Below are 19529 nucleotides of genomic sequence, written 5' to 3'. Positions count from 1 at the left end.
GATGTCCTCAGTAGTAGAACCCGTTGTCACCCAGTAAGCGAGGCTTCTGGTTGTCGGTGTAAGTCGCTTTATTATTTGATGTTTTTTGTTGCTCTCTTGGCCATGCCAGTAATCGTTCAACATCGCTCAATGGGATTAAGCCATCGGTTGGTAGTGGCATTGAGTCCGAACGAGTTGGCTGAACTAGGTAAGCCGTTACAATGATGATCAGCTCTGTTTCTCTACGAGTGAACTCAGTCGAGCGGAATAGGCTACCGAGTACTGGTATCTCACCGATAAGTGGGACTTTTTGTAGTTGCTCAATGTCTTCCGATTTCAACAACCCGCCTAAAGCAAAGCTCTGCCCACTCGCCAATTCAATGGTGGTGGAGGCGCTACGAGTGGTAAAAGAAGGGAAGTTAGTTCCGTTTATCACTTGTTGGCTCTCGATTGAGATGTTACTGACCTCGGGATTTACTTTTAAGCTGATACGGTTTTGACTGAGCACGGTTGGGGTGAAGTTCAGTTTTACACCGAAATCCTTGTATTCAATCTGAGTGGTGTCAGCCGTAATCAGTGGTAGCGGTACTTGTCCACCAACCAAAAACTCAGCATCTTCACCTGACATTGCGGTCAAGTTAGGTTCAGCAAGCACAGACATCATGCCGTTGGTTGCTAGCGCATCAATCAGAGCAGTAATGCTCGGCTTGCCCCAACTACTGACATTAGGCAGCTTTGAAAACGAAAATTGCCCCACACCACCAGCGATTGAACCCCATTTTATTCCCAACTTGTTGGATACATTTCTTGAGACTTCAGCGATTTTTACACGAATGTTGACCTGATTTGGCATGGTGACAACCAATTGATTGATCAGCTCATCATCATTGGGTGGAGTCTGCTGATTTTGATTGGTTGAATTACTGCTGTTGTTACTGTTTCCCTGTGAATTCGAGCTCTCTTGTTGTTCGGTAGAACCGACAATAGGAGATAAGTAGCCTTTCGCGAGCGACACGATATTGTGTGCCATCATCGGAGAGGGAACGCGTCCTTTAAGCCAGAGTTTTCCGCCCAGAGATTCCGCGTTGACTGACGCTTCTGGGAACTTGTTTTTAACCAGTTCATTGAACTCACGGCTGTTATGCGTGACGCGAATCTTGTTGGTATAAATCACGCGTTCTTGTTCATTCAAAACGGTGATCGTAGCGCTGCCCGCTTGCTTACCGAATATCATCACCTTGGTATTGGTTAAGGTTTGGTAATTAGCGATATGGGTGTTAGAGATGAAAATGGATTTCGCTTTTTCGGGTAAGCGAATCATTCTCGCCTCATTGATCGTGACATCAAATGTTGATGCTGCAGATGCAAAAGAGACACATAGGCTTGATAGCAGGAGAACACCCCACCAACGACAGATGTTAGCCATTGTTATCAGCTCCAGTTTTATTATTGACGGTTTTACTTTCGGCTCTAAATTCCACCAAACCCACGTCAGGTAATACCTGAGTTGTGTCTGGAGAAATGACTTTCAGCGTCACGGCATTTGCGTGTTGAGGTTGATGTTGAGCCTCGTTTTGCCCGCGTAATACAAGCGTTAACTTTCCTAATTGCTTCGCAAGTACTACTTGGTTTGCTTGCTCGGGTGTCACTTCTAAAGAGACACTGCTGTCGTCAGGGACAACTTTTTTATGTTGATTAGATTCACGGGCCTTTTGATAAGACTCTGCCGTTTGCTTGTCATTAAATGCCAAGACTCTTGCATCATGCACTATCGTTGTAACGTACAATCCTTGAGATGAATTGCCATAACGAAGTAGCTCACCATCTTGTGAACCGAGTAGGAGAATATCCACTCGGTCGCCCGGCTCAATGAAGCCTGAATTAGACGTGACTTGATCGACAGGGACTGAAATCGCGCGATAGCCTGGTTGTAACTTCAATGAGAGCGAGTAGCCACCTTTAGGTTCTGTAATATCGGCCTTGGATAACACTGAGTCTTTGACTAACTTGGTACGCGCTAGCCCTGACATCGTGTGGTCGGCAGAAATATCTTCCGGTGCCACGTGGTCGATGTAGTTCTCTAACTCTTGCTGTGGAACTTCTTTCCATCGAAACGAGTTTGGCGTGTAGGCTTGACCTATCTCTATCGTGCGAGTCGGAACCAGCACTTTGACCGTTTGCTTAGCGGCTTGTTTAGAAGAGGTGGTCGCAGACTCGCTATTGGTTTGGCTCAACAGTAAAACGGACAATCCGAGCACCGAGCAAAATAACGACAGCAACATGAGTCGCTTGGCAGTCATAACTATTCCTTTAATTTACGGTAAACGGGCTTATTCTGATTTTTGAGCGTCTTTGAGCTGATCGACGACAGTTTGGTAAGCGCCAGTAATGGCTTCGGTTAGATCACCATTCTCGCCGCCTACAAAATTAAGCAAGACCACAGACATTGCTGCTGCGAGAATTGCGTATTCGATAGCGGCCGCGCCGCGCTGCTTTTTCTTGTTAAACATGTTGTTATTTCCTAAATGAAAGCAGCCTCAGCTGAGGCTGCTGTGATAATTAATAAAGGTGTCGTTAGTCTGCAACTAATCGATATAGATAAGCTGATGAATAGCTCGCGGTAGACACATCAGTCTCCGTCATGGTTGTCATATTTAACCCTTTGAAGCGGCCATAAGGTGCTGGGTCGCTGGTGATGTAATAGTCATAGCTACCACCTGTTGCTTCGTTGAACTCAAACACTTCGTTGTTGAGTGGCAATAGGCTATACAGTTCAGCTTTTGTCGGGTAACGCCAATTGGCTTTGCCACAAATACTCTTGGTATTTTGTGCTGTGATAAGAGGGGCAATATCTACGTATTTCTTGAAACGGCTACTATCACCTCGAGAGAAGAGTTGCCAAACCAAGTTGCTGTCTGTGTCTTGAGCACATACTGCATTTTGTCGATTGGTTACTACCGTTCCTTGCGCATTTAGATACTGATAATGAGCAGACTTTTCTCTGAATAATCGAGCTAAGACGACTTTGTCTTCAGAACCATCGGTACGAGCTTTAGTTAGGGTTTGGCTACTTTCTTTAGTGTCGTAACTTGTGATGTATTGTTGATCACCGCTTGCAGCACTAGACCAGTAATAAAACGTGGTTCCATCATCGAAATAAGATTTGTCGTATTCTGGCTTTAGTCCTAAGTAATTTGGAAATACGTCTGTATCCAAGGTCATTTTCGAATTTGAACCTTCGACAGCTTTGGTGTTAATCGATAGTAACTGCGCTAAGTGCGGAACTTCCCAGTCACTAAAACCACACAGCTTGTTGCTATTAGTGCTAGCGAGTAATTCGTTGCTGCCTAGTATGCTCGCGTATCCGGTCGCTGAAGCATCATAGGCAAGATCGTCAGCACCATGCGGTAGCCCATCTTTGAGCAGTGCCCATACTCGACGTTTTCCTGAAATTTTCGTGTCTTCAACACAGCGCCAACCTTGTTGATAGGTTGTGTCGCTTGGCAGGTAGTTTCCTAGTTCATCCAATTTGGCGAAGCGATTACTTACCATTGCGTTGGCTTGAGAAACACTAAACCCATTGTCTGCCGCTTGTTTTAGTCCATCTCTTGCTAACACCTTAGATTGAGCGAGATCGTGGAGTGTGGCTGTGGTGCTCATCTCTTTGATGAGTGTTTGGTATAGGGCGATGAGCGAATCAAACTCAGAGCCAATCCCGTTGGTTGCGGTATTCAGTTGAGTAATGAAGTCAGTGACTAGCGCATATTGGCTCTCTAATACTGAAATGGCATTGTAGAGATCCAAGCTTGCTTGATGCAGCTCTGAAGCCAATGACGCTGAGCCTATTGCACTTGTGGCATCGGTTAGCATCACCGAGTTTTTCTGGATGAATGCCATTTTTTGAGCAAACTTAGCACCTTCAACTAGTGCATTTAACCCGTTCGAGTTTTGCTGTAGTTTCGTTGCTTTTTCTTTGTAAGCTTTTACTTTGGTAATGAACTCAAGGCTCTTCGCATCAGTGCGGCTTTGAGCAACCAATGCCTGAAACTCGTAAATGGTGAGTTTCGTGGTCACTGCACTCAATTCGTCAAGCCATGGCTTAGTAAAGGCCGCCAGTTCAACCGCTTTAGCTTGTGCTTGGGTTTCTAAAGTCGCGTAGCTTTGCGCTTTTTTCTGATTGTTCGCTAGCCATGTTGTTAGGTAAGCCTCAGCCGCCTTTACTATTGAACTTTGTGTATTGAGTAGGGTTTCAACAGCAGTTGTTGAAGCATCAATGTGACTGACTAGCTGCGCTCCAGACGGTAATTGCCATTTAGGGTATGCGTATTTACTGTAATACTGCTCAACAGATTCTTGCCCTTTGTTTATAGTGACAGCGACGCCATTCTTATCCGCTAATACATTCTGTGTCTGATTCGATACTAAGTAACCTCTTAAGTTTGAAGGCAGTGTTGCTGGATCTCTCTGTGATAGCGTGATGACTTCACTGCTCTCTGGAAGATTCCAACCTGCGATACCACAATCATCTACTTGTGCGACTTTATCGAATACAGTATCGATTTCTGAAGAGAATCGTTCCGCCCAAAACGTCGGTTCCCCTTGTCCTTTGTCATCGTATTCAGCAATACAATTTAGGGAGTAGGAATTCCATGAGCCACCGTAACTAAAATCAGCGGCCTGCGAACGGGTTTTCATCGGTACGAATTTTAATGCAGTGAAGCGACTACTAGCATCTGTAGCCCAAAGGGTGTCACTGATTGAGTTTGATACACCTTGTTTCGCATTCTTTTTTAATCGAACACCGACATTGGCTTTGTCGTACGCTTCTGGGCCAATAAATTGAGGTTTTGAAACAACAGGGTGCCAAGTGACACCTTTATCGTTGGTAAACTCATAGTATTCCGCTTGATCAAAACGAACCGATTGACCCTCAACGTTGGCGGTTAAGTAAGCCCATTGAAATCCGTTGGTATTGATTGGGTTGCTGCCTGTGAAAGTATTTACAATTTCAGGCGAGGTTGGCGCGGGTATTTCAAACACTTTGGTAAAGGCTTGTGCTGTTGGAGTTGCAACGCCATGAGGCATGCCATTAGTTGGGTTCTTGCTTACTCGCAATTGCACTTCAGCGATGTTCTTGTCTACATTGCCAATCACAACAGGCTTCGCAGTTACTTTTGTCCAAGTTGAACCAGAGTCGAGTGTGACTTCGAAGTGCTCGGGCTGAGTAAATTCGCCGAAGTATGCCCAATCGAGAGTATTGTTTGTGTCGTCAACCACCAGACCCGTCGGGGCGTTTGGTGCTGACGGACGAACAGTAAAAGGAACATCGTTCGTCAACTCTGAACCGCTAGGACGACCCGTAATCGGATCTCGTTTAATGCGTACTTGGATTGAATCGATAGCGTAAGCTTGATCGTTTAGTTGATATGGTTTTGTGGTAACGACGGTCCAACCGGTGTTGAATGCATTGATCTCGTAATCCGTTGCCTCTGAAAATCCGCTTACGAACGTCCAGTCAAATGTATCTAATCCATCATGAGATATTGGTGATGTCGGTGCGGCAGGCATACTAGGAGTAACAGAGTAGCCCTTGTCTGAACACAAGGTTTCACCAGGGTCATGCTGAGGATCCGATTCTGCTTTTACTCGCACACAGACTTGCCCCTTGGAAAATATCTCATCAGGGATAGCTTGTGGGGTGCTAGTTACAGGGGTAAAAGTAATGCCTCTATCGAGAGAGTATTCGTAGGAATCACTCCCCGTGAACCCTTCAACATTCGTCCATGCGAATGTGTTTTCTGCGTCGTCAACAATCGGTGAGGTTGGTGCTATAGGTTGATTTTCTGAGCGAGTGAATACAGAGCTGATAACCAACGGAACTCCCGCGGGGCGGGCATCCAGTGCATTTGACTTAACGCGAACCGAAATCGTGTTTGCAGGAAGTGAAACATTGCCAACAAGATACGGCAGTGCGGTTACGTCCTGCCAACCATTGTCTAGATTAATCTCGTAGAAAGACGGATCCTTGTATCCAGCTACCCAAAGCCAATTGATTTGATTGGTGCTGTCGTTAGCAAAATCTAGTACTGGTTGCGCGGGTTGGACTGGGGTTACCGTCATCGATTGTTCTGATGCTGAACTTAATCCTGTTGGGTGACCTAGCGAGTCATCTTTGGCTACACGAACTTTTAAATGTCCAACTGGAATATCTAGGTCTTGAATGTCTTGAGGCTTTTCAGTCGCTTGCGTCCAGCTTGAGCCGTTATCTAATGAATATTCATACAAACCTAATTCATTAAACGAGTCGACAAATGCCCAATCAAATTGATTGATCGCGTTATTTACAGTAATCCAAGCTGGAGCAGCAGGCACTGTCGTTAGCGTAAACGCTTTGTCTGAAAGCATGGGCTTTCCGGCAGGGGTATTACGAACGTTAGACGCAGCAACTCGAACTTGAACGGCTCCTTTGTCGAACGCCAGTTTCCCTACAACAATCGGCTTACGAATTACCGTTGTCCAAGTCTTCCCTGAATCCAATGAATATTCGTAATCTGTGTTGTGAGTGAAGCCACGTACAAGCTGCCAATCGAAGGTGTCTGAGGCATCATTGACTTGACCGTGCTTAGGAGCTGGCGGCCTTGTGATGATTTCATTTCCATCGATGTCTTCTTGGGAAACTTTGAGTTGGTCTCGGTATTCCTTACCAAGTTGTTTCAATGCGCTGTCGGTTCCTGATGCGCCAAGAGACAGCAAATCGGTCTTGGCTTTAAATTCTGCTAAATCAAGCTCTGCCAGCTTGTACATAGATCCTTTTCGAGCATTTACTTGGTCGACACCTGCATCAACAGAGGCCATTTGTGCTTCTTGAAGTACGCGAGTAACACCGCGCGCAAACATGTGTACTTCACGGCTTTTGGTTGAGTTTGATGCGGAATAATCACCAACAGCCAGTTGTTTATCTATGCCTAAGTCGCTGGCTACAAGCTGGGTTGCATCATCAAAACTGATTCCACTGGTTCTCGACACACTGGCAATGAGAGATGTCACGGGGCTAATCACGTCCGAGTTGCTACTCGGTACTTCTAGCGTAAATCCGGATTCGATAGGTTGATTCGGTGAATCCATATCGATGGTTATGCCAGCAATCGCTTCGACCAATATTGGGTATTGAACGGCATCATTGTCGACGTCTAGCTCAAATCGTCCTTCGGTGTCCGTAGTGGCAATTTCTCCATCAGCAGAGTCGCACATGGCATTGCTATTTTTGTCTAAACAGACCTTCGCATTGTGCAAATAACCATCCAAAGCTATGCCTGAAATATTCTGAGAACTTGGCTTAGTTTGTGACTGTTTAAGCTTCGGATCTGACTCTGCCCCGCCACAAGCAATCAGCATTGTGGAAACGAGTGAAACACTCATTAATTTGTATGGATTTCTTACCACCTGAACTCCAAATAATTTATAAATTACCGATAGGAAAGGCGGGGGATATTAATTTAAATGATAGTAATTATCAATATCATTTGATCTTTTATTTCGTTAAGTGATTTAATAGCAAAATAAAATACTATCAATCAAATCATAAACTAGGTGAATCGGTCGAAAAAATGCACAATAAATTTTTAATATGCAAGCTGTCACTAGCAATATCTGGTGTCTTAATGGTCTCTGGATGTGGTGGCGGTTCGGACGGGGATAGTTCGGTTGGAACATCGGCTTCAGGCTACGCCTATCAAGGTTCATTAGTATGTGCTGATGCAGATCTGAACGGCGTATGCAGTGACCAAGAGAAACAGCTTGAAGAGGTTTCTGGGTACGCGAAACAGAGGCAATATGATGGTGCAATTTTGACCGCTTCTCCCAATATGGAATTGGTCACACCTTTCACGACCTTGATTCATAGTGAGATGATGTTTAATCCCGGCGTAAGCAACGATATTGAACAAGCAAAATCATCACTTCAAAGTAAGTTGGGTGATCATGTTGGTATCAATTTCAGTACGCTCGATACCACCTATGGCCCTAAAGATTCATCTGATTTGTTGCTAAATTCTTTGAAAAAGGCACAAAGTGACGGCAAGCAAGCGCCTTATACTAATATTGCTCACGCGTTAGATCTAATGATTGAGCACAAGACTCTAGATTTATCAGCTATCGATGTGGCTGGGGCGGTTTCTAGACATCTGCAAATTGAAGATTCATTGATCGTGAGAGGCTCCCAATCAGTGCCAGAATTATATGGTGCTAAATCGATAGCGTTGAACCCTGCGAACAGTCAGATTGTGTTTTTAACGGCTAATGATGTGGTTATGCAAATTGATAGTTCTTCACGTAATAAGCCGGTGACAATCAATGGTGATCCTGCATCTAAAACGGCTTCTGGTTTGGTTAGCATCCGTTCGCACGACGACGATGATGATGATGATTACGACGACCATGATGACGACGATGATGACGACCATGGCAGTGGTACTGGAGGCGGAGAAATACCGGTAGACTCGAGCGAAATCATTCAGTTAGTTCCTACGTTAAATGGTGTTCAGGCATACAAGGTTTACAAACCAACCGCTTACGTTTCACCCACATCGAGTGATATTTGTAATAGCCAAGGCGCTAATGGTGTTTTCCTCACGAGCCTCAATGGTTCGAATAACAACAATGTTGGCGTGAAGGCTTTTGCGATTGATACATACAGCAGTCGTAGCGGAGGCACACTTCCACCCATTCCAAAACCTAATCCAGCCGTTCCGCCTAAATCAAGTGAGTCGTGCATCAATGATAACTTCGCAGCAGTGGTTCCTCTGTTACAAAGTGGCTCGTTACTGGCGATTAAAAATACCGGAAGCTCGATATACTCACAGCAAGAACTCAAATTGCTAAGTGCTAATAAGCTTGATATGAAAAGCTGGAGTCACGCATTGAAAGCTTCCTCACCGCAAGTCATGTCATCTTATGACGAAAGTGAAGCATTAATTGTTTATAAGAATTACTTTTCAAACAGTAATTTAGCGGCAGAAATTATCGATACGGCTAACCTATCCACTAAGATGACGATTGATAAGTTAAACCTTAAAACAGCCAATATTGTCGTGAATCAGCAGATATTGTTGGGGTTGGATAGCAATAAGGTTGAGTGGGTGTCTAACTCGATACAACAAACCGTACTTGGGGATCTGACCGTTGATTCTGCTATTAGCAAAATAGCGACATCGCGAGACGGAAAAACCAGTGCTATTACCACAGCAAGTTCTCTTTATATCGTTGATAACATGACGAGAAGCTTACTTGTAACAGAGTCTTTGAGTAACAATGCCATCAAGTCTTTGTATGTGTTAGAAGATAAGGTGATTGCGTTAACTTCTTCGGGTGCGGACTATTATCAGTTCCGAAATATCAGCGGCCCGGCTCTCAAGGTTGGCAGCCAGTTGGTGACCAAAGAGCTCCTCAAAAAGTGGGAAGACAGCGGTAATTCAAATTGGAATTCAACCAACTTGGGTTATGTTCTTTCTCAAACGGGGACAGAAAGTGAAATCTCCGATAAATTTAAAAATGTAAACCTGTCATTTTTGCCAGCGAATGCAACGGCCTCGAATAGTATCACTGGGGTACATGTGAGTGGTTTGGAACGAGGTGAGTGGTTAACCTTCTATAAAGGCCTTTAACGGTTTTTAGTTTCAAAGAAGGGAGGTTTCCTCCCTTCTTATTTTAATGTCCTTCTCTACGCGTAACTGCCTATTCCCCTAGCTTATTGCTTTCTGTATTTTCTATTTATAGCCTTTATATACATCAGAAAAACAAAAGTTAATCGTTTGTTAATCGCCATAAAACCGGAGTATGATACTGGATTACTATTTAGGATTTGGCTGTCATGAGTGCATCAACAGCGAGCTGGAAAACGCCGCAAAACTTTTTATTACTGATTTCGATTGTTGTCCCTGTCGCGTTTTCAAGCTGGATGGCTCTGCTGAATAACTTCGTGATAGAGAAAGCGAACTTTGATGGTGCCGATATTGGCTTGTTGCAAAGCGTTCGTGAGATTCCTGGTTTCTTAGCGTTTACCGTGGTGTTTGTTTTGGCATTCATTCGTGAGCAACGCTTTATGTTGATATCGCTGGCGATGCTGACCGTAGGCACGGCGATTACCGGTTTATTTCCTACACTCACAGGCTTGTTACTAACTACGATTTTGATGTCGACGGGCTTTCACTATTTTGAAACGCTTAAGCAATCTTTATCTTTGCAGTGGCTGAATAAAGAAGAAGCACCCGAGATGCTGGGTAAAATGATCTCTGTGGGCGCGCTCGCGTCATTGATAACGTACGGATCTATCTGGGTGATGTTGGAACAGCTTAAGCTGGATTTCGCTTGGGTGTACGGCATTACTGGAGGCATTGGTTTTATTCTGGTTTTAGTGATGACCTTTGGTTTCCCTGAATTTCAAACCAAGACTCAGCAAAATAAAAAGTTGGTATTGAGAAAGCGTTACTGGCTCTACTACGCGCTAACGTTTATGAGCGGCGCAAGAAGACAAATCTTCACGGTGTTCGCAGGCTTCTTGATGGTAGAGAAGTTCGGTTACTCGGCTGCAGACATCACGCTACTGTTCTTAATTAACTACTTGTTTAACTTTTTGTTCGCCAAACGCATTGGTCGATTTATTGGTGTGGTTGGTGAGCGGAAGGCGCTGATCTTCGAGTATGTCGGTTTGATTGGTGTGTTCGTTGGGTATGCTTTAGTACAAACGGCGGAGTGGGCAGCCGCGCTGTATGTTGTCGATCATCTGTTCTTTGCGTTGGCATTGGCGATTAAAACCTACTTCCAGAAAATTGCAGATCCTGCTGATATGGCATCGACTGCTGGTGTCTCTTTCACCATCAACCATATCGCCGCGGTTGTTATTCCAGTCGCGTTTGGTGTGATTTGGTTGTCTTCCCCTGCGACAGTTTTTTACATTGGTGCAGCAATGGCAGTGGTTTCTCTGGCGCTGTCTTTAAACATTCCTAAGAAGCCTGAAGAGGGTAACGAAGTCCGGATGTTTAGCTGGCGCTAATGTGCATTTCAATCTGATGAGATAAACAAAAAGCTCCAATAGCGATATTGGAGCTTTTTTGTATGTGCTATTTGGAATACCTAATTAACTTTTAATCGGATTAGCTTCTTACGGTTTTTAATCCACCACGCAGCTTGAAGATTCCCTTTGGTGCCTTGGTCAGCAAGATGCCACAAAGTAGAGGGAGCATCATAAGAAGAGACTGTTCAGATAGAACTTCACCATTGACGTAGCAAGAGATCAGTAGAGCAACTACAGGGAAAATCAGGAAGCAGATAGAAGCTTGGAAAGGTGACGAAACCTGTCCCAGCTTGAAGTAAGCAACAATGCCCCCAACACTCGCTACCAAGCCTAGGTAAATCACGGCTGAAATCGAATCCCAAGTGAACGATTCAACATTGACGTTTTCACCGATAGCCGAGACAGCGAATAAGAATAGAGAAGCAATAAAGCTCGGTAATGCGTTGTAAGTCAGCACTTCAATGCCCTTGCAGTGTTTCTGAACCAACACATACATAACAGCGTGAATGGCGACAGCAAGTCCTAGGCAAATGGTACCCATTAGGTAATCATCGCCACCCATCTGCATTTCGTTGCCAAGGATTAAACATAGGCTCACAACAGCCGTGATCAAACCGAATATTTGGTGCTTTGCCAATCGTAGGCCTAGGAATAAGCCAGACATTAGCATGACAGCAACTGGCATGTTCGCGAAGATGATCGACGCTAAACCAGAAGAGATATATTGCTCGCCGTAGATCATCAAAGTAAACGGAATCGCGAAGTACATCAGTGCCACAATAAGTAACCACTGACGCTTACCTTTTGGGAACAGGAGTGGTTGATTAAAGACTTTTGCTAAAACGACTAGCAGAGGTGCTGCAAGGAAAAAGCGCAGTGCAGTGGCAAAAATAGGTGGGATAGAATGCAATGCCACTTCCATAGCGAACCAAGTGGTTCCCCAAATTAAGCAAACAGAGACAAAAAGCAAGATAGTTAGAGACTTCGAATTCATGGTGACTACTCATTAATAATTATTTTAAATCATAGGCTTGTGGCGCCTTAATGACGTGGCACAGTATAGATAAGTAGTCGGAGAAATTTTTTGTCTTTTTGTCTCTGATTTTGCTTTTTATAGAAATAAAATCTCCAATCTTACAATTATAAGTAAATTATTTCTTCAATGTTTATATTTAACAATGTCATTATTCTTTGTGGGGTCAAATTAAATATTAGAAATGGGCCTTCTAATATTTAATTCTCTTCGTTTGATTGTGTGAGTCACTTATGAATAAGATTCAGCGTGTCGTTTTAGGTCGTCCATAAAAGCTCGAATCCTGGCTGGCATTTGCAAGCCATAGTTATGCACGATATAGAAAGGGGCTTTAAGTATCTGCCCTTCCGGCAAAAGGCTCACTAATGTACCTTTGAGTAGTTCTTCTTCAATAGCTTGTTTTGGTAAGCAAGCAATGCCTAATCCAGATAAAGCCATCATTTTCATGGTAGGAACACTGTCACCTGTACGATTGGCCTTGAATTGGTAGGTGTTCACTTTCCCTTTGCTCACTTCAAAACTTCTTTGGCTGTTAATACCTTCCCACTGATTGGCAATATAATCATATTCGGAAAGATCATTTGAGGTGACGGGTAACTGTAATTGTGTGTTCGCAAGATAGTCTGGGTGGCAGCACAGTACCTGTTGAAGGTCACCAAGCTTTATTGCTCGAGATGTTGAATCTGGTAGGTCGCCTACTGTGACCGATAGATCTATGTATTTATCGATGAGATTGAGGCGCATATCGCTGGCTAATAATTGAGGTTCGATACGGGGATGGGCTTTCATGAACTCACACATCGCCGGTCCAATAAGATTTGTCATCAATGTGTGTGGCGAGGTGATGATGATGGTGCCTGCAAAATCAGAACAGGACTCGCGTGCTTCTTCCTCAGCAAGTGTCATTAATTTTCGCATTTCCAAACATCGTTGATACAAGCGCTGACCAGCATCAGTTAGAGATTGTCGACGTGTTGTTCGAGTGAGTAGTTTTACATCAAGGTATTGCTCAAGTCCTTGTAAATGGTGACTAACGACAGACTTTGATAGCTCTAGCTTATCAGCCGCTTTGGTTATAGAGCCAGAATCTACGATTTGGGCGAATACTTGCATACGATGTAATTCGTTTTTCATTGTTGTTATTGTCTCATAAAATCGAACGATGTTTGAAATCCTACTGTATTTATCTATTTTCACAAACAAGTAAGCTTCTCCTCGTACCTTAACAAAATAAGAAAACGGAGAGAATAATGACTATTTTAGTGCAATTCACCTTGAGCCATGCTGAAGATAAAACGGCAGAGATCGTTGAATTTTTTAACGAAATATTGCCAGATACTCGAACTTTCAACGGTAACCTTTCTGCGGAACTTTACCAAAAAGATCTGTCTGAAAACGCCTTGGTTCTATGCGAAGAATGGGAAAGTAACGCTCACTTCAATGAATACATTGCTTGGCGCAAAGATATTGGCGATTTTGACCGTTTAGGCGCGATGCTTACGGATATGCCAATTATCACCGTCATGTCAAAAATCGTCACAGTCTCTGAGGCGTAATGATGAATAAGATATGGAGCCCTTCTTCAGTACCCGCTCCGGCCGCTAATTATCACCAGTGTGCGTTGATTCCTGCTGGCTCGACGCGGTTACATATAGCCGGGCAACTAGGGATTGATAGCCAAGGTATGGTTGCTGAGAGTGCGGAAGAACAAATTGTATTAGCTTGGAAAAATTTGAGAGGCGTGCTTCAGGCCAATCAAATGGATGTGGAAGATCTTATCAGTGTAAGGCTGTACTTAGTTGATCGAAATGATATGCCTGAGTATCAAGCTGCAAAGCAACGCTTGCCTTTCGATGTTGGTGGTCTCCCAACGACATTATTGTTTGTTAGTGGGTTATTTGATGAGCGATGGAAAGTTGAAATTGAAGCTGAGGCGGCGAAAGTGATTTAAGTCGATTGCTGTATTCTCAATCTCATTGAGATGGAATCTTAATGGCGTAAAAAACCCCTTTATTGAATCAGACTATAAAGGGGTGAGAGCTACCACACGAAACGGTAAACTAAAAACGAAGGTTGAAACCTAGCTCGACGCTGCCATCTGAACGAAATACATCTCCGGGGCTAACGCGCTTTTGACCGAATGTGTATTTCACATAAGGTTCCACCCATTTGGGTTTCAGCGTAAAAGTGACGTCTTGGCTGTTGTAATAACCTTTTGAACCCGTTAATTGGCGATCATGACTGAACGAATAGGAAAAGTTCATAAATTCTGTAGGAGAGTAACTGGTACCAACCGTGTTCTTCCATTCCCTATCTGTCATATCTATGAGGGACAAAGAAACATCGCGCCATTCATGCGATGTGTTCGCAAATACCATAATATTGTTCGTGATTGCAGTACCCCCAAATAAGCCTATGTCGTAGATATCGATAAGGTCTGCTCGGCCATAACTCACGAAAGCTTCAGTGTAAAAGTTACCCAACATTAAGCCGTAACCAGTGCCTATTTCTAGGTAACCTTCCGAGTCGATTTCGGCACTGACGTTGATCTCCTCGGTTGCTTGAATTACTCCAGAAACTGTCCCTATCCAACTATCGCCTGCTTTAGCAGTTTGAAAGCTTAAACTCGGCTCGTGGTAACTTAATGTTTGTAATTGATGGTCGTTTGCATATATGGCAAAGGGCATCAATAAAGTGATCAATAGTCGTTTCATCGTGTTCTCAACTCTCAAATAAAAAGGAGCCGCTAATAAGCGGCTCCTTTGCTTTTATATTTATTATTTTTTCTTAGCTACGACTAGCGCGGTCTTTGACTGTTTGTTTAATTTGCTGACGTTGTTCTTGAGATAGAGATTGCATTTTACCTTTTAATTCTTGTTTCTGAATATCTGAAAGGCCTCTCACTTTTTCCTGTGCAATGTTTTTAATATCATCGATGCTTTGTTTCTTGCCAGTCAACAGGTAGTAACCTAGTGAGTATGGTTCTTTCCCTATTTCGTCAACTTCAATAGCAATGATATGTAGCATTTTTGCTGTATTTTCTGGTGACTGTTTAGCCCACGCTAATGTGGAGTCTTTTTGAGTTTGCCAGAGAGCTCGACGCGCATCGTCATTAATAACGTCACCACTTTGGTTTACTAAGAACACAGTAACAAGAGCTTTTTGCTCATCGATGGATAGCAATTCAGCTGCTTGTTTATAAGCGTCCATAGTTGCTTTTGAAACTGTTTTTGTTCCCTCAGGACCAATAATCACACCACCAGCTACGCCATTGTCTTTGATCTCGACTTCAGTACCATCCAGAAGAGTGACAGTAAGGGCATTTCCATCGAGGTTATAACCAATAGTTGGTAATTCGATAGACGCTTCACCTTCTATAGGGTTTAAAGGGGCTGGGTGTTCAATTGGATTCTCAATATTTGGCTTGCCAGTTATTGCGGCGAAAAGGCGTCCATCATCATTACGGAACGTAATTTCTGCGCCATTTTCTAAGCTCACAACAAAACCGATCTCTTGCATTTCAGCGTGAGCGATAACTTCGCCATCCATATTAGTGATTGTACCGTCAGCATTGAGCACAGCTCCGCTGTCTGAGCTTGGGTGGTATAAAACACCATCCTTTAAAATCAGTGTCTCACCGTTGTCCATAGTAATGATAGTTGTGCCTAGAACGTCATCTATGTCACCGTAAGTAGGCGCGGAATCAGGGCCTTCGTGCTCATGACCGTGACCAAAGACTGTAGCGATTAGACGGCCGTCTTCATGGCGAATAATGATTTCTTCACCGCGAGGTGTATTGAATGTCAGATGTGTAATTTTACCATCAGTACGGTGAGTTTCTACTGTGATTCCAGTGCTTTCACCAGACATCGTTAGCACTTCACCCTCTACGATTTTGTGAGTTGGTTTAGCATCTGAACCGTTGATGTTGAGGTAATAAGCATCATCTCCTTGGATGATCCACATGTAGTTACCGTTGTCACCTTCGATAAGCGCTACAGGCATTCCAAGGTCGTCTACAATCATGTAATTAGCAAAGAATTCATTGCCAGCAAAAGGTCCCCATTCGTCATCACCAAATTCTGGGTCTAACACTGAGCCTTCGATGATCAATCGGCCATTTTCAACAGCTAATGTATATGATTTGTCGTTGATATAAACGGTCGCAACACCATTATCTGTAACCACAGTGCCAACGATGTCACCATTCGCGTTGACCACAACATCGCCTTGAATTGTGAATATTTCACCGTTTACTGTTACTACAGCGTTGCCTTTACCATCTCCAACAACCACAGCATTGTTACCTTCATCGCCAGTAATATAAGCAGTATGTAGCTCTTCGTTGTAAATAACATCAGCAACGCCAACCTGTGGTTCAGGGCTTGTACCGTTATCGCTGCTACCAGAAGAAGAACAGCCAGCAAGGAATGTCGCCGCGATAGCAGTACTTAGTAGTTTTAGTTTCATGGTTTACTCTCAAATAATTGTTAGGAACAAAGTTTGCTTCTTGCAGTGTTATGTGGCGTTCCTAGCCGATGAGAGAAGTATATGGACTGAACAAAAAAGCCTCTAATCTCTTAAAAGAATAGAGGCCTTAACGATTAGTTATTAATGAAACAGAGTAAAGAGGGTGATAACTACTGGTTATTATTGAGAAGGTTATCCAATATCTTCTTAAGCCACAGGGTTGTCGGACTGTTACGATGTTTGTGGTGAAAGTATGCACAAACGATAGGGTTGATATCCTTGTTGTCAAACAAGATGTCGATGGCTCGTAACGAGGTTTTCTTCTCTATGCCTAAAAATTTCGAGGCAGGGAACATCATGTCGGAGTTTTGTACTACATCAATAACCGCTGATGGCAGCTCTGAACGGAAGCCTATTCTTGCTTCTAGCCCTTTGATTTTCATTATTTTTTCTGCAAGTGTTTGATGAGAGTTCCAATCTATCGCAATAATTGTAGCTAGCTCAAACTTAACGCCATCTTTGATTTCAATAAAATCTTTCTGATAAGGATGGCCTTCTCTCAAGTAACCTTTAAAACTGTCTTGGGCTATCGGTTGTTGTAAGAGCTCTTTGGGGGCGTGGTTAATTTCATAATTGAAACCAATCAGCACCTCATCATTAATGATGTCAGCCATCGTCGTTTTAGACCAGTTTAATAACTGAACTTGAACATGCGGAGCTTGAGAGCGAATTGCTTTGAATAACTTACTTGATAGCGAACTGAGAAGGAAAGGAGATAACGCTAACTTGAGGGGCCCGCGTAGTTCACTAGGGTTGAATTCATTACTATTATTGAGTGCTAAAGAAAGATCATCCAAGATTGGCGAAATACTCTCGGCGAGCATATTTGCATGCTCAGTTGCACGTAATCCGTGGTGCGTTTTTACAAATAGCTCATCGTCAAAATGATCGCGCAATCTTTGTAGAGCTTTACTGATCGCCGGTTGAGATACGAACAAACGTTCGGATGCTTTGCGCATATTCCGCTCTTGATGCAGGATCATAAAAGTTCGCAGTAGATTTAAATCTAAGCTAGAAAACAAGTCTTTTGCCATATTGAGCACCTTATTATTAGTTATTTAACTATAAGGTTGGGTCGGTACGAGAACAAATACATATTTTATATAGGTGTGATGCCTGTAAAGAAAAACCCGCACTTGGCGGGTTTATAAGTAACAATCTAAATCTTTTACTGCGTAACGGGTTTGACCGTTTTGGTTTGCCTTACTGCTAGAATAAGCTGTGGTAGTAGTGACATCACGATCATGCCTGTCATCAGTGAATACTGTACTGGAGTGAAGGATTCACCCATCAACACCATCCCCGTAACTATGCCAGCCACTGGGTTAGCGATGCCACCGAAGGTGAAATCGACCACTGACATGCGTTGTAGTAACCATACATACATGCCGTAACCTAGTGCTGTATTTAGCCCAATTACCCACAATAGACCCATTGCATTGCGAGAATCGAAATGAGTGACAGCATTAACATAAGGTTGTGGGTCGATGAACGCATGAACGCCAGACGCGACAGACAAAATCGCACCGCCTAGAATCAGCTGCCACGTTAATACCTTCCACCAGTGCATGCGATTACCCAGTGATTTGGTAATGCTGCTGCCGATGACTATACACATGATCGCGGCGAACATGGCACCTAAACCAATTGGATTCAAAGCGATTTGGCTTGGGTTGAACAATATCCACGCTAAGGTGATCAAGCCAATACCAGATAGGGCTTGAATCAAATGCGGGCGCTGCTTTTTCACTACCCAATGAAAGATCATTGCGAATACAGGCACTGAGATCATACCTACGCCAGAAATCGCTGAAGGCAGCGTAAGCGCCATTACGAAGATCAAACCAAAGAAGGTCGCGATGTTAATCAGACCTAAGGTGAAAATGATCTGCCACTCGCCTTTTTTTGGCAGGCTAGGTTTTACTGCAAGCAGCAATAAGCCAGCAGGCAAGGCGCGTAAAGCACCAAGTAGCAGAGGAGGCCATTCCTGAAGAGTAAACTGCGTCACTGCATAAGTTGTTCCCCAAAAGAACGCGGGGATCATCGCGAGTAATATGTTCATATGAAATATCTTTACGTTAAGATAACTAATTGTGTGAACTGTATACTTAGATCATGTGGTTGTAAAGTATCTTTATGTTAAACTAGTTTGAAGTAATCAAGACTAATAACGGAGCGAGATTGCAAATGGATGCTATCGACCGCGTAGTAGAGCAATGGGCAAAGGAAAAGCCTGAGCTAGAAACTGAGCCTATGGCAATGATGGGCCGGATTATGCGTATTGCCAAGTATATGGAGACTCAAGTTGCCGAGCTTCATAAAAAATACGACATGAAACTCGGTGAGTTTGATGTGCTAGCCACCTTGCGACGTTCTGGAAAGCCTTACCGACTCACGCCATCAGAATTGATTGGGTCGATGATGCTGACATCCGGCGCGATGACTAATCGCCTTGATAAGCTAGAAGCTAAAGGGCTGATCAGTCGTGAGCACAGCAAAGAAGACAGACGCAGCGTGAGTGTTCAGCTAACCAAAGATGGTCTGATTCTGATTGACCAAATGATGACTGAGCATGTTGAAACGCAGAAGAAGCTGGTGAAATCTCTGTCTGCGAGCCAGAAGAAAAATACTAACCAGCTGCTGAAAACATGGTTGAGTGCTTACGAGTAATTGACTAGCTGGAGCGGCTTGTTGAATTTATTGAACTGAGCTAGCTTAATCTGATTTGAAAACCGAAGTGATGAGCTTCGGTTTTTTTTGTCTGCAATTTGGTGTTGCGCTATTTAGTATCAGTTAATTTGGGAACGGCACTGAGCCAGAAAACCGAACAAGTTCCATCGATGTAATTCAATATTTTAGGACATCTTATTTAAGACTTCCCGTTATCAATAGAGAGTCCCCATCCGTATATTTCTC

At 43.5% G+C, this 19529-nt stretch carries 15 protein-coding genes; 5 read left to right on the top strand and 10 right to left on the bottom strand.

Going from position 1 to position 19529, the window contains the following annotated elements; all coding sequences use genetic code 11:
* Positions 1 to 7: 7 nt before the first annotated feature.
* The 4 genes from AC3CIA_RS18125 to AC3CIA_RS18110 all read right to left on the bottom strand — a co-directional run bounded on the left by AC3CIA_RS18125 (position 8) and on the right by AC3CIA_RS18110 (position 7398).
* A complete protein-coding gene (locus tag AC3CIA_RS18125) occupies positions 8 to 1405 on the bottom strand; it encodes a type II and III secretion system protein family protein (RefSeq protein ID WP_488519440.1) in 1398 nt (465 codons plus the stop codon).
* Positions 1398 to 2279, bottom strand: a complete 882-nt coding sequence (cpaB, locus tag AC3CIA_RS18120) for a Flp pilus assembly protein CpaB (protein ID WP_488519439.1) — start codon at positions 2277 to 2279, stop codon at positions 1398 to 1400. Before cpaB ends, AC3CIA_RS18125 begins: the two co-directional genes overlap by 8 nt.
* A 30-nt stretch (positions 2280 to 2309) precedes the next feature.
* Positions 2310 to 2489: a Flp family type IVb pilin gene (locus AC3CIA_RS18115; RefSeq protein WP_102548127.1), complete on the bottom strand. Its 180-nt coding sequence runs from the start codon at positions 2487 to 2489 to the stop codon at positions 2310 to 2312.
* Positions 2490 to 2553: 64 nt separating this feature from the next.
* Positions 2554 to 7398: an Lcl C-terminal domain-containing protein gene (locus AC3CIA_RS18110; RefSeq protein WP_488519637.1), complete on the bottom strand. Its 4845-nt coding sequence runs from the start codon at positions 7396 to 7398 to the stop codon at positions 2554 to 2556.
* Between the two features lie 242 nt (positions 7399 to 7640).
* Between AC3CIA_RS18110 and AC3CIA_RS18105 the strand changes: the two genes are divergently transcribed.
* Together AC3CIA_RS18105 and AC3CIA_RS18100 are read left to right on the top strand one after the other, a co-directional pair.
* Entirely contained in the window at positions 7641 to 9641 is a 2001-nt protein-coding gene (locus tag AC3CIA_RS18105; protein ID WP_488519636.1) for a hypothetical protein, read from the top strand.
* 206 nt (positions 9642 to 9847) lie between these two features.
* On the top strand, positions 9848 to 11029 hold the full coding sequence (locus AC3CIA_RS18100; protein WP_017075273.1) for an MFS transporter: 1182 nt from the start codon (positions 9848 to 9850) through the stop codon (positions 11027 to 11029).
* A 100-nt stretch (positions 11030 to 11129) separates the two neighbouring features.
* Here the strand turns inward: AC3CIA_RS18100 and AC3CIA_RS18095 are convergent, their stop codons facing one another.
* The gene (locus tag AC3CIA_RS18095) at positions 11130 to 12044 is read right to left on the bottom strand and encodes a DMT family transporter (protein WP_488519438.1); all 915 of its coding nucleotides are present in this window, start codon (positions 12042 to 12044) and stop codon (positions 11130 to 11132) included.
* A 270-nt stretch (positions 12045 to 12314) separates the two neighbouring features.
* A complete protein-coding gene (locus tag AC3CIA_RS18090) occupies positions 12315 to 13217 on the bottom strand; it encodes a LysR family transcriptional regulator (RefSeq protein WP_488519437.1) in 903 nt (300 codons plus the stop codon).
* Positions 13218 to 13330: 113 nt separating this feature from the next.
* Here AC3CIA_RS18090 and AC3CIA_RS18085 point away from each other — a divergent pair, with 113 nt between their 5' ends.
* Both AC3CIA_RS18085 and AC3CIA_RS18080 read left to right on the top strand, forming a co-directional pair.
* Positions 13331 to 13639: an antibiotic biosynthesis monooxygenase family protein gene (locus AC3CIA_RS18085; RefSeq protein WP_488519635.1), complete on the top strand. Its 309-nt coding sequence runs from the start codon at positions 13331 to 13333 to the stop codon at positions 13637 to 13639.
* On the top strand, positions 13639 to 14034 hold the full coding sequence (locus AC3CIA_RS18080) for a RidA family protein (RefSeq protein ID WP_145563156.1): 396 nt from the start codon (positions 13639 to 13641) through the stop codon (positions 14032 to 14034). Before AC3CIA_RS18085 ends, AC3CIA_RS18080 begins: the two co-directional genes overlap by 1 nt.
* A gap of 109 nt (positions 14035 to 14143) precedes the next feature.
* Here the strand turns inward: AC3CIA_RS18080 and AC3CIA_RS18075 are convergent, their stop codons facing one another.
* From AC3CIA_RS18075 to AC3CIA_RS18060, 4 genes are all read right to left on the bottom strand, one after another.
* Positions 14144 to 14797 (bottom strand): hypothetical protein, encoded by a 654-nt coding sequence (locus AC3CIA_RS18075; protein ID WP_065206761.1) that lies wholly within the window; start codon positions 14795 to 14797, stop codon positions 14144 to 14146.
* A gap of 73 nt (positions 14798 to 14870) precedes the next feature.
* Positions 14871 to 16553, bottom strand: coding sequence for a hypothetical protein (locus AC3CIA_RS18070; RefSeq protein WP_488519436.1), 1683 nt, complete (start codon positions 16551 to 16553; stop codon positions 14871 to 14873).
* A gap of 170 nt (positions 16554 to 16723) precedes the next feature.
* A complete protein-coding gene (locus tag AC3CIA_RS18065; RefSeq protein ID WP_054546179.1) occupies positions 16724 to 17647 on the bottom strand; it encodes a LysR family transcriptional regulator in 924 nt (307 codons plus the stop codon).
* A gap of 134 nt (positions 17648 to 17781) precedes the next feature.
* Entirely contained in the window at positions 17782 to 18675 is an 894-nt protein-coding gene (locus AC3CIA_RS18060; protein WP_488519435.1) for a DMT family transporter, read from the bottom strand.
* A gap of 125 nt (positions 18676 to 18800) precedes the next feature.
* Here AC3CIA_RS18060 and AC3CIA_RS18055 point away from each other — a divergent pair, with 125 nt between their 5' ends.
* On the top strand, positions 18801 to 19283 hold the full coding sequence (locus AC3CIA_RS18055; RefSeq protein WP_010432677.1) for a MarR family winged helix-turn-helix transcriptional regulator: 483 nt from the start codon (positions 18801 to 18803) through the stop codon (positions 19281 to 19283).
* Positions 19284 to 19529: the final 246 nt, after the last annotated feature.

The sequence above is a fragment of the Vibrio sp. QJM3NY_27 genome, from assembly GCF_057785955.1.
Note: the sequence above shows the minus strand (reverse complement) of the source record. Positions and strands in the feature narration are given on the sequence as shown.

What these genes read in the sequence shown, in the direction of transcription:
- AC3CIA_RS18125 (WP_488519440.1), bottom strand. Translation starts at nt 1,405, where the DNA reads ATGGCTAACATCTGTCGTTGGTGGGGTGTTCTCCTGCTATCAAGCCTA.
- cpaB (WP_488519439.1), bottom strand. Translation starts at nt 2,279, where the DNA reads ATGACTGCCAAGCGACTCATGTTGCTGTCGTTATTTTGCTCGGTGCTC.
- AC3CIA_RS18115 (WP_102548127.1), bottom strand. Translation starts at nt 2,489, where the DNA reads ATGTTTAACAAGAAAAAGCAGCGCGGCGCGGCCGCTATCGAATACGCA.
- AC3CIA_RS18110 (WP_488519637.1), bottom strand. Translation starts at nt 7,398, where the DNA reads ATGAGTGTTTCACTCGTTTCCACAATGCTGATTGCTTGTGGCGGGGCA.
- AC3CIA_RS18105 (WP_488519636.1), top strand. Translation starts at nt 7,641, where the DNA reads ATGGTCTCTGGATGTGGTGGCGGTTCGGACGGGGATAGTTCGGTTGGA.
- AC3CIA_RS18100 (WP_017075273.1), top strand. Translation starts at nt 9,848, where the DNA reads ATGAGTGCATCAACAGCGAGCTGGAAAACGCCGCAAAACTTTTTATTA.
- AC3CIA_RS18095 (WP_488519438.1), bottom strand. Translation starts at nt 12,044, where the DNA reads ATGAATTCGAAGTCTCTAACTATCTTGCTTTTTGTCTCTGTTTGCTTA.
- AC3CIA_RS18090 (WP_488519437.1), bottom strand. Translation starts at nt 13,217, where the DNA reads ATGAAAAACGAATTACATCGTATGCAAGTATTCGCCCAAATCGTAGAT.
- AC3CIA_RS18080 (WP_145563156.1), top strand. Translation starts at nt 13,639, where the DNA reads ATGATGAATAAGATATGGAGCCCTTCTTCAGTACCCGCTCCGGCCGCT.
- AC3CIA_RS18075 (WP_065206761.1), bottom strand. Translation starts at nt 14,797, where the DNA reads ATGAAACGACTATTGATCACTTTATTGATGCCCTTTGCCATATATGCA.
- AC3CIA_RS18070 (WP_488519436.1), bottom strand. Translation starts at nt 16,553, where the DNA reads ATGAAACTAAAACTACTAAGTACTGCTATCGCGGCGACATTCCTTGCT.
- AC3CIA_RS18065 (WP_054546179.1), bottom strand. Translation starts at nt 17,647, where the DNA reads ATGGCAAAAGACTTGTTTTCTAGCTTAGATTTAAATCTACTGCGAACT.
- AC3CIA_RS18060 (WP_488519435.1), bottom strand. Translation starts at nt 18,675, where the DNA reads ATGAACATATTACTCGCGATGATCCCCGCGTTCTTTTGGGGAACAACT.
- AC3CIA_RS18055 (WP_010432677.1), top strand. Translation starts at nt 18,801, where the DNA reads ATGGATGCTATCGACCGCGTAGTAGAGCAATGGGCAAAGGAAAAGCCT.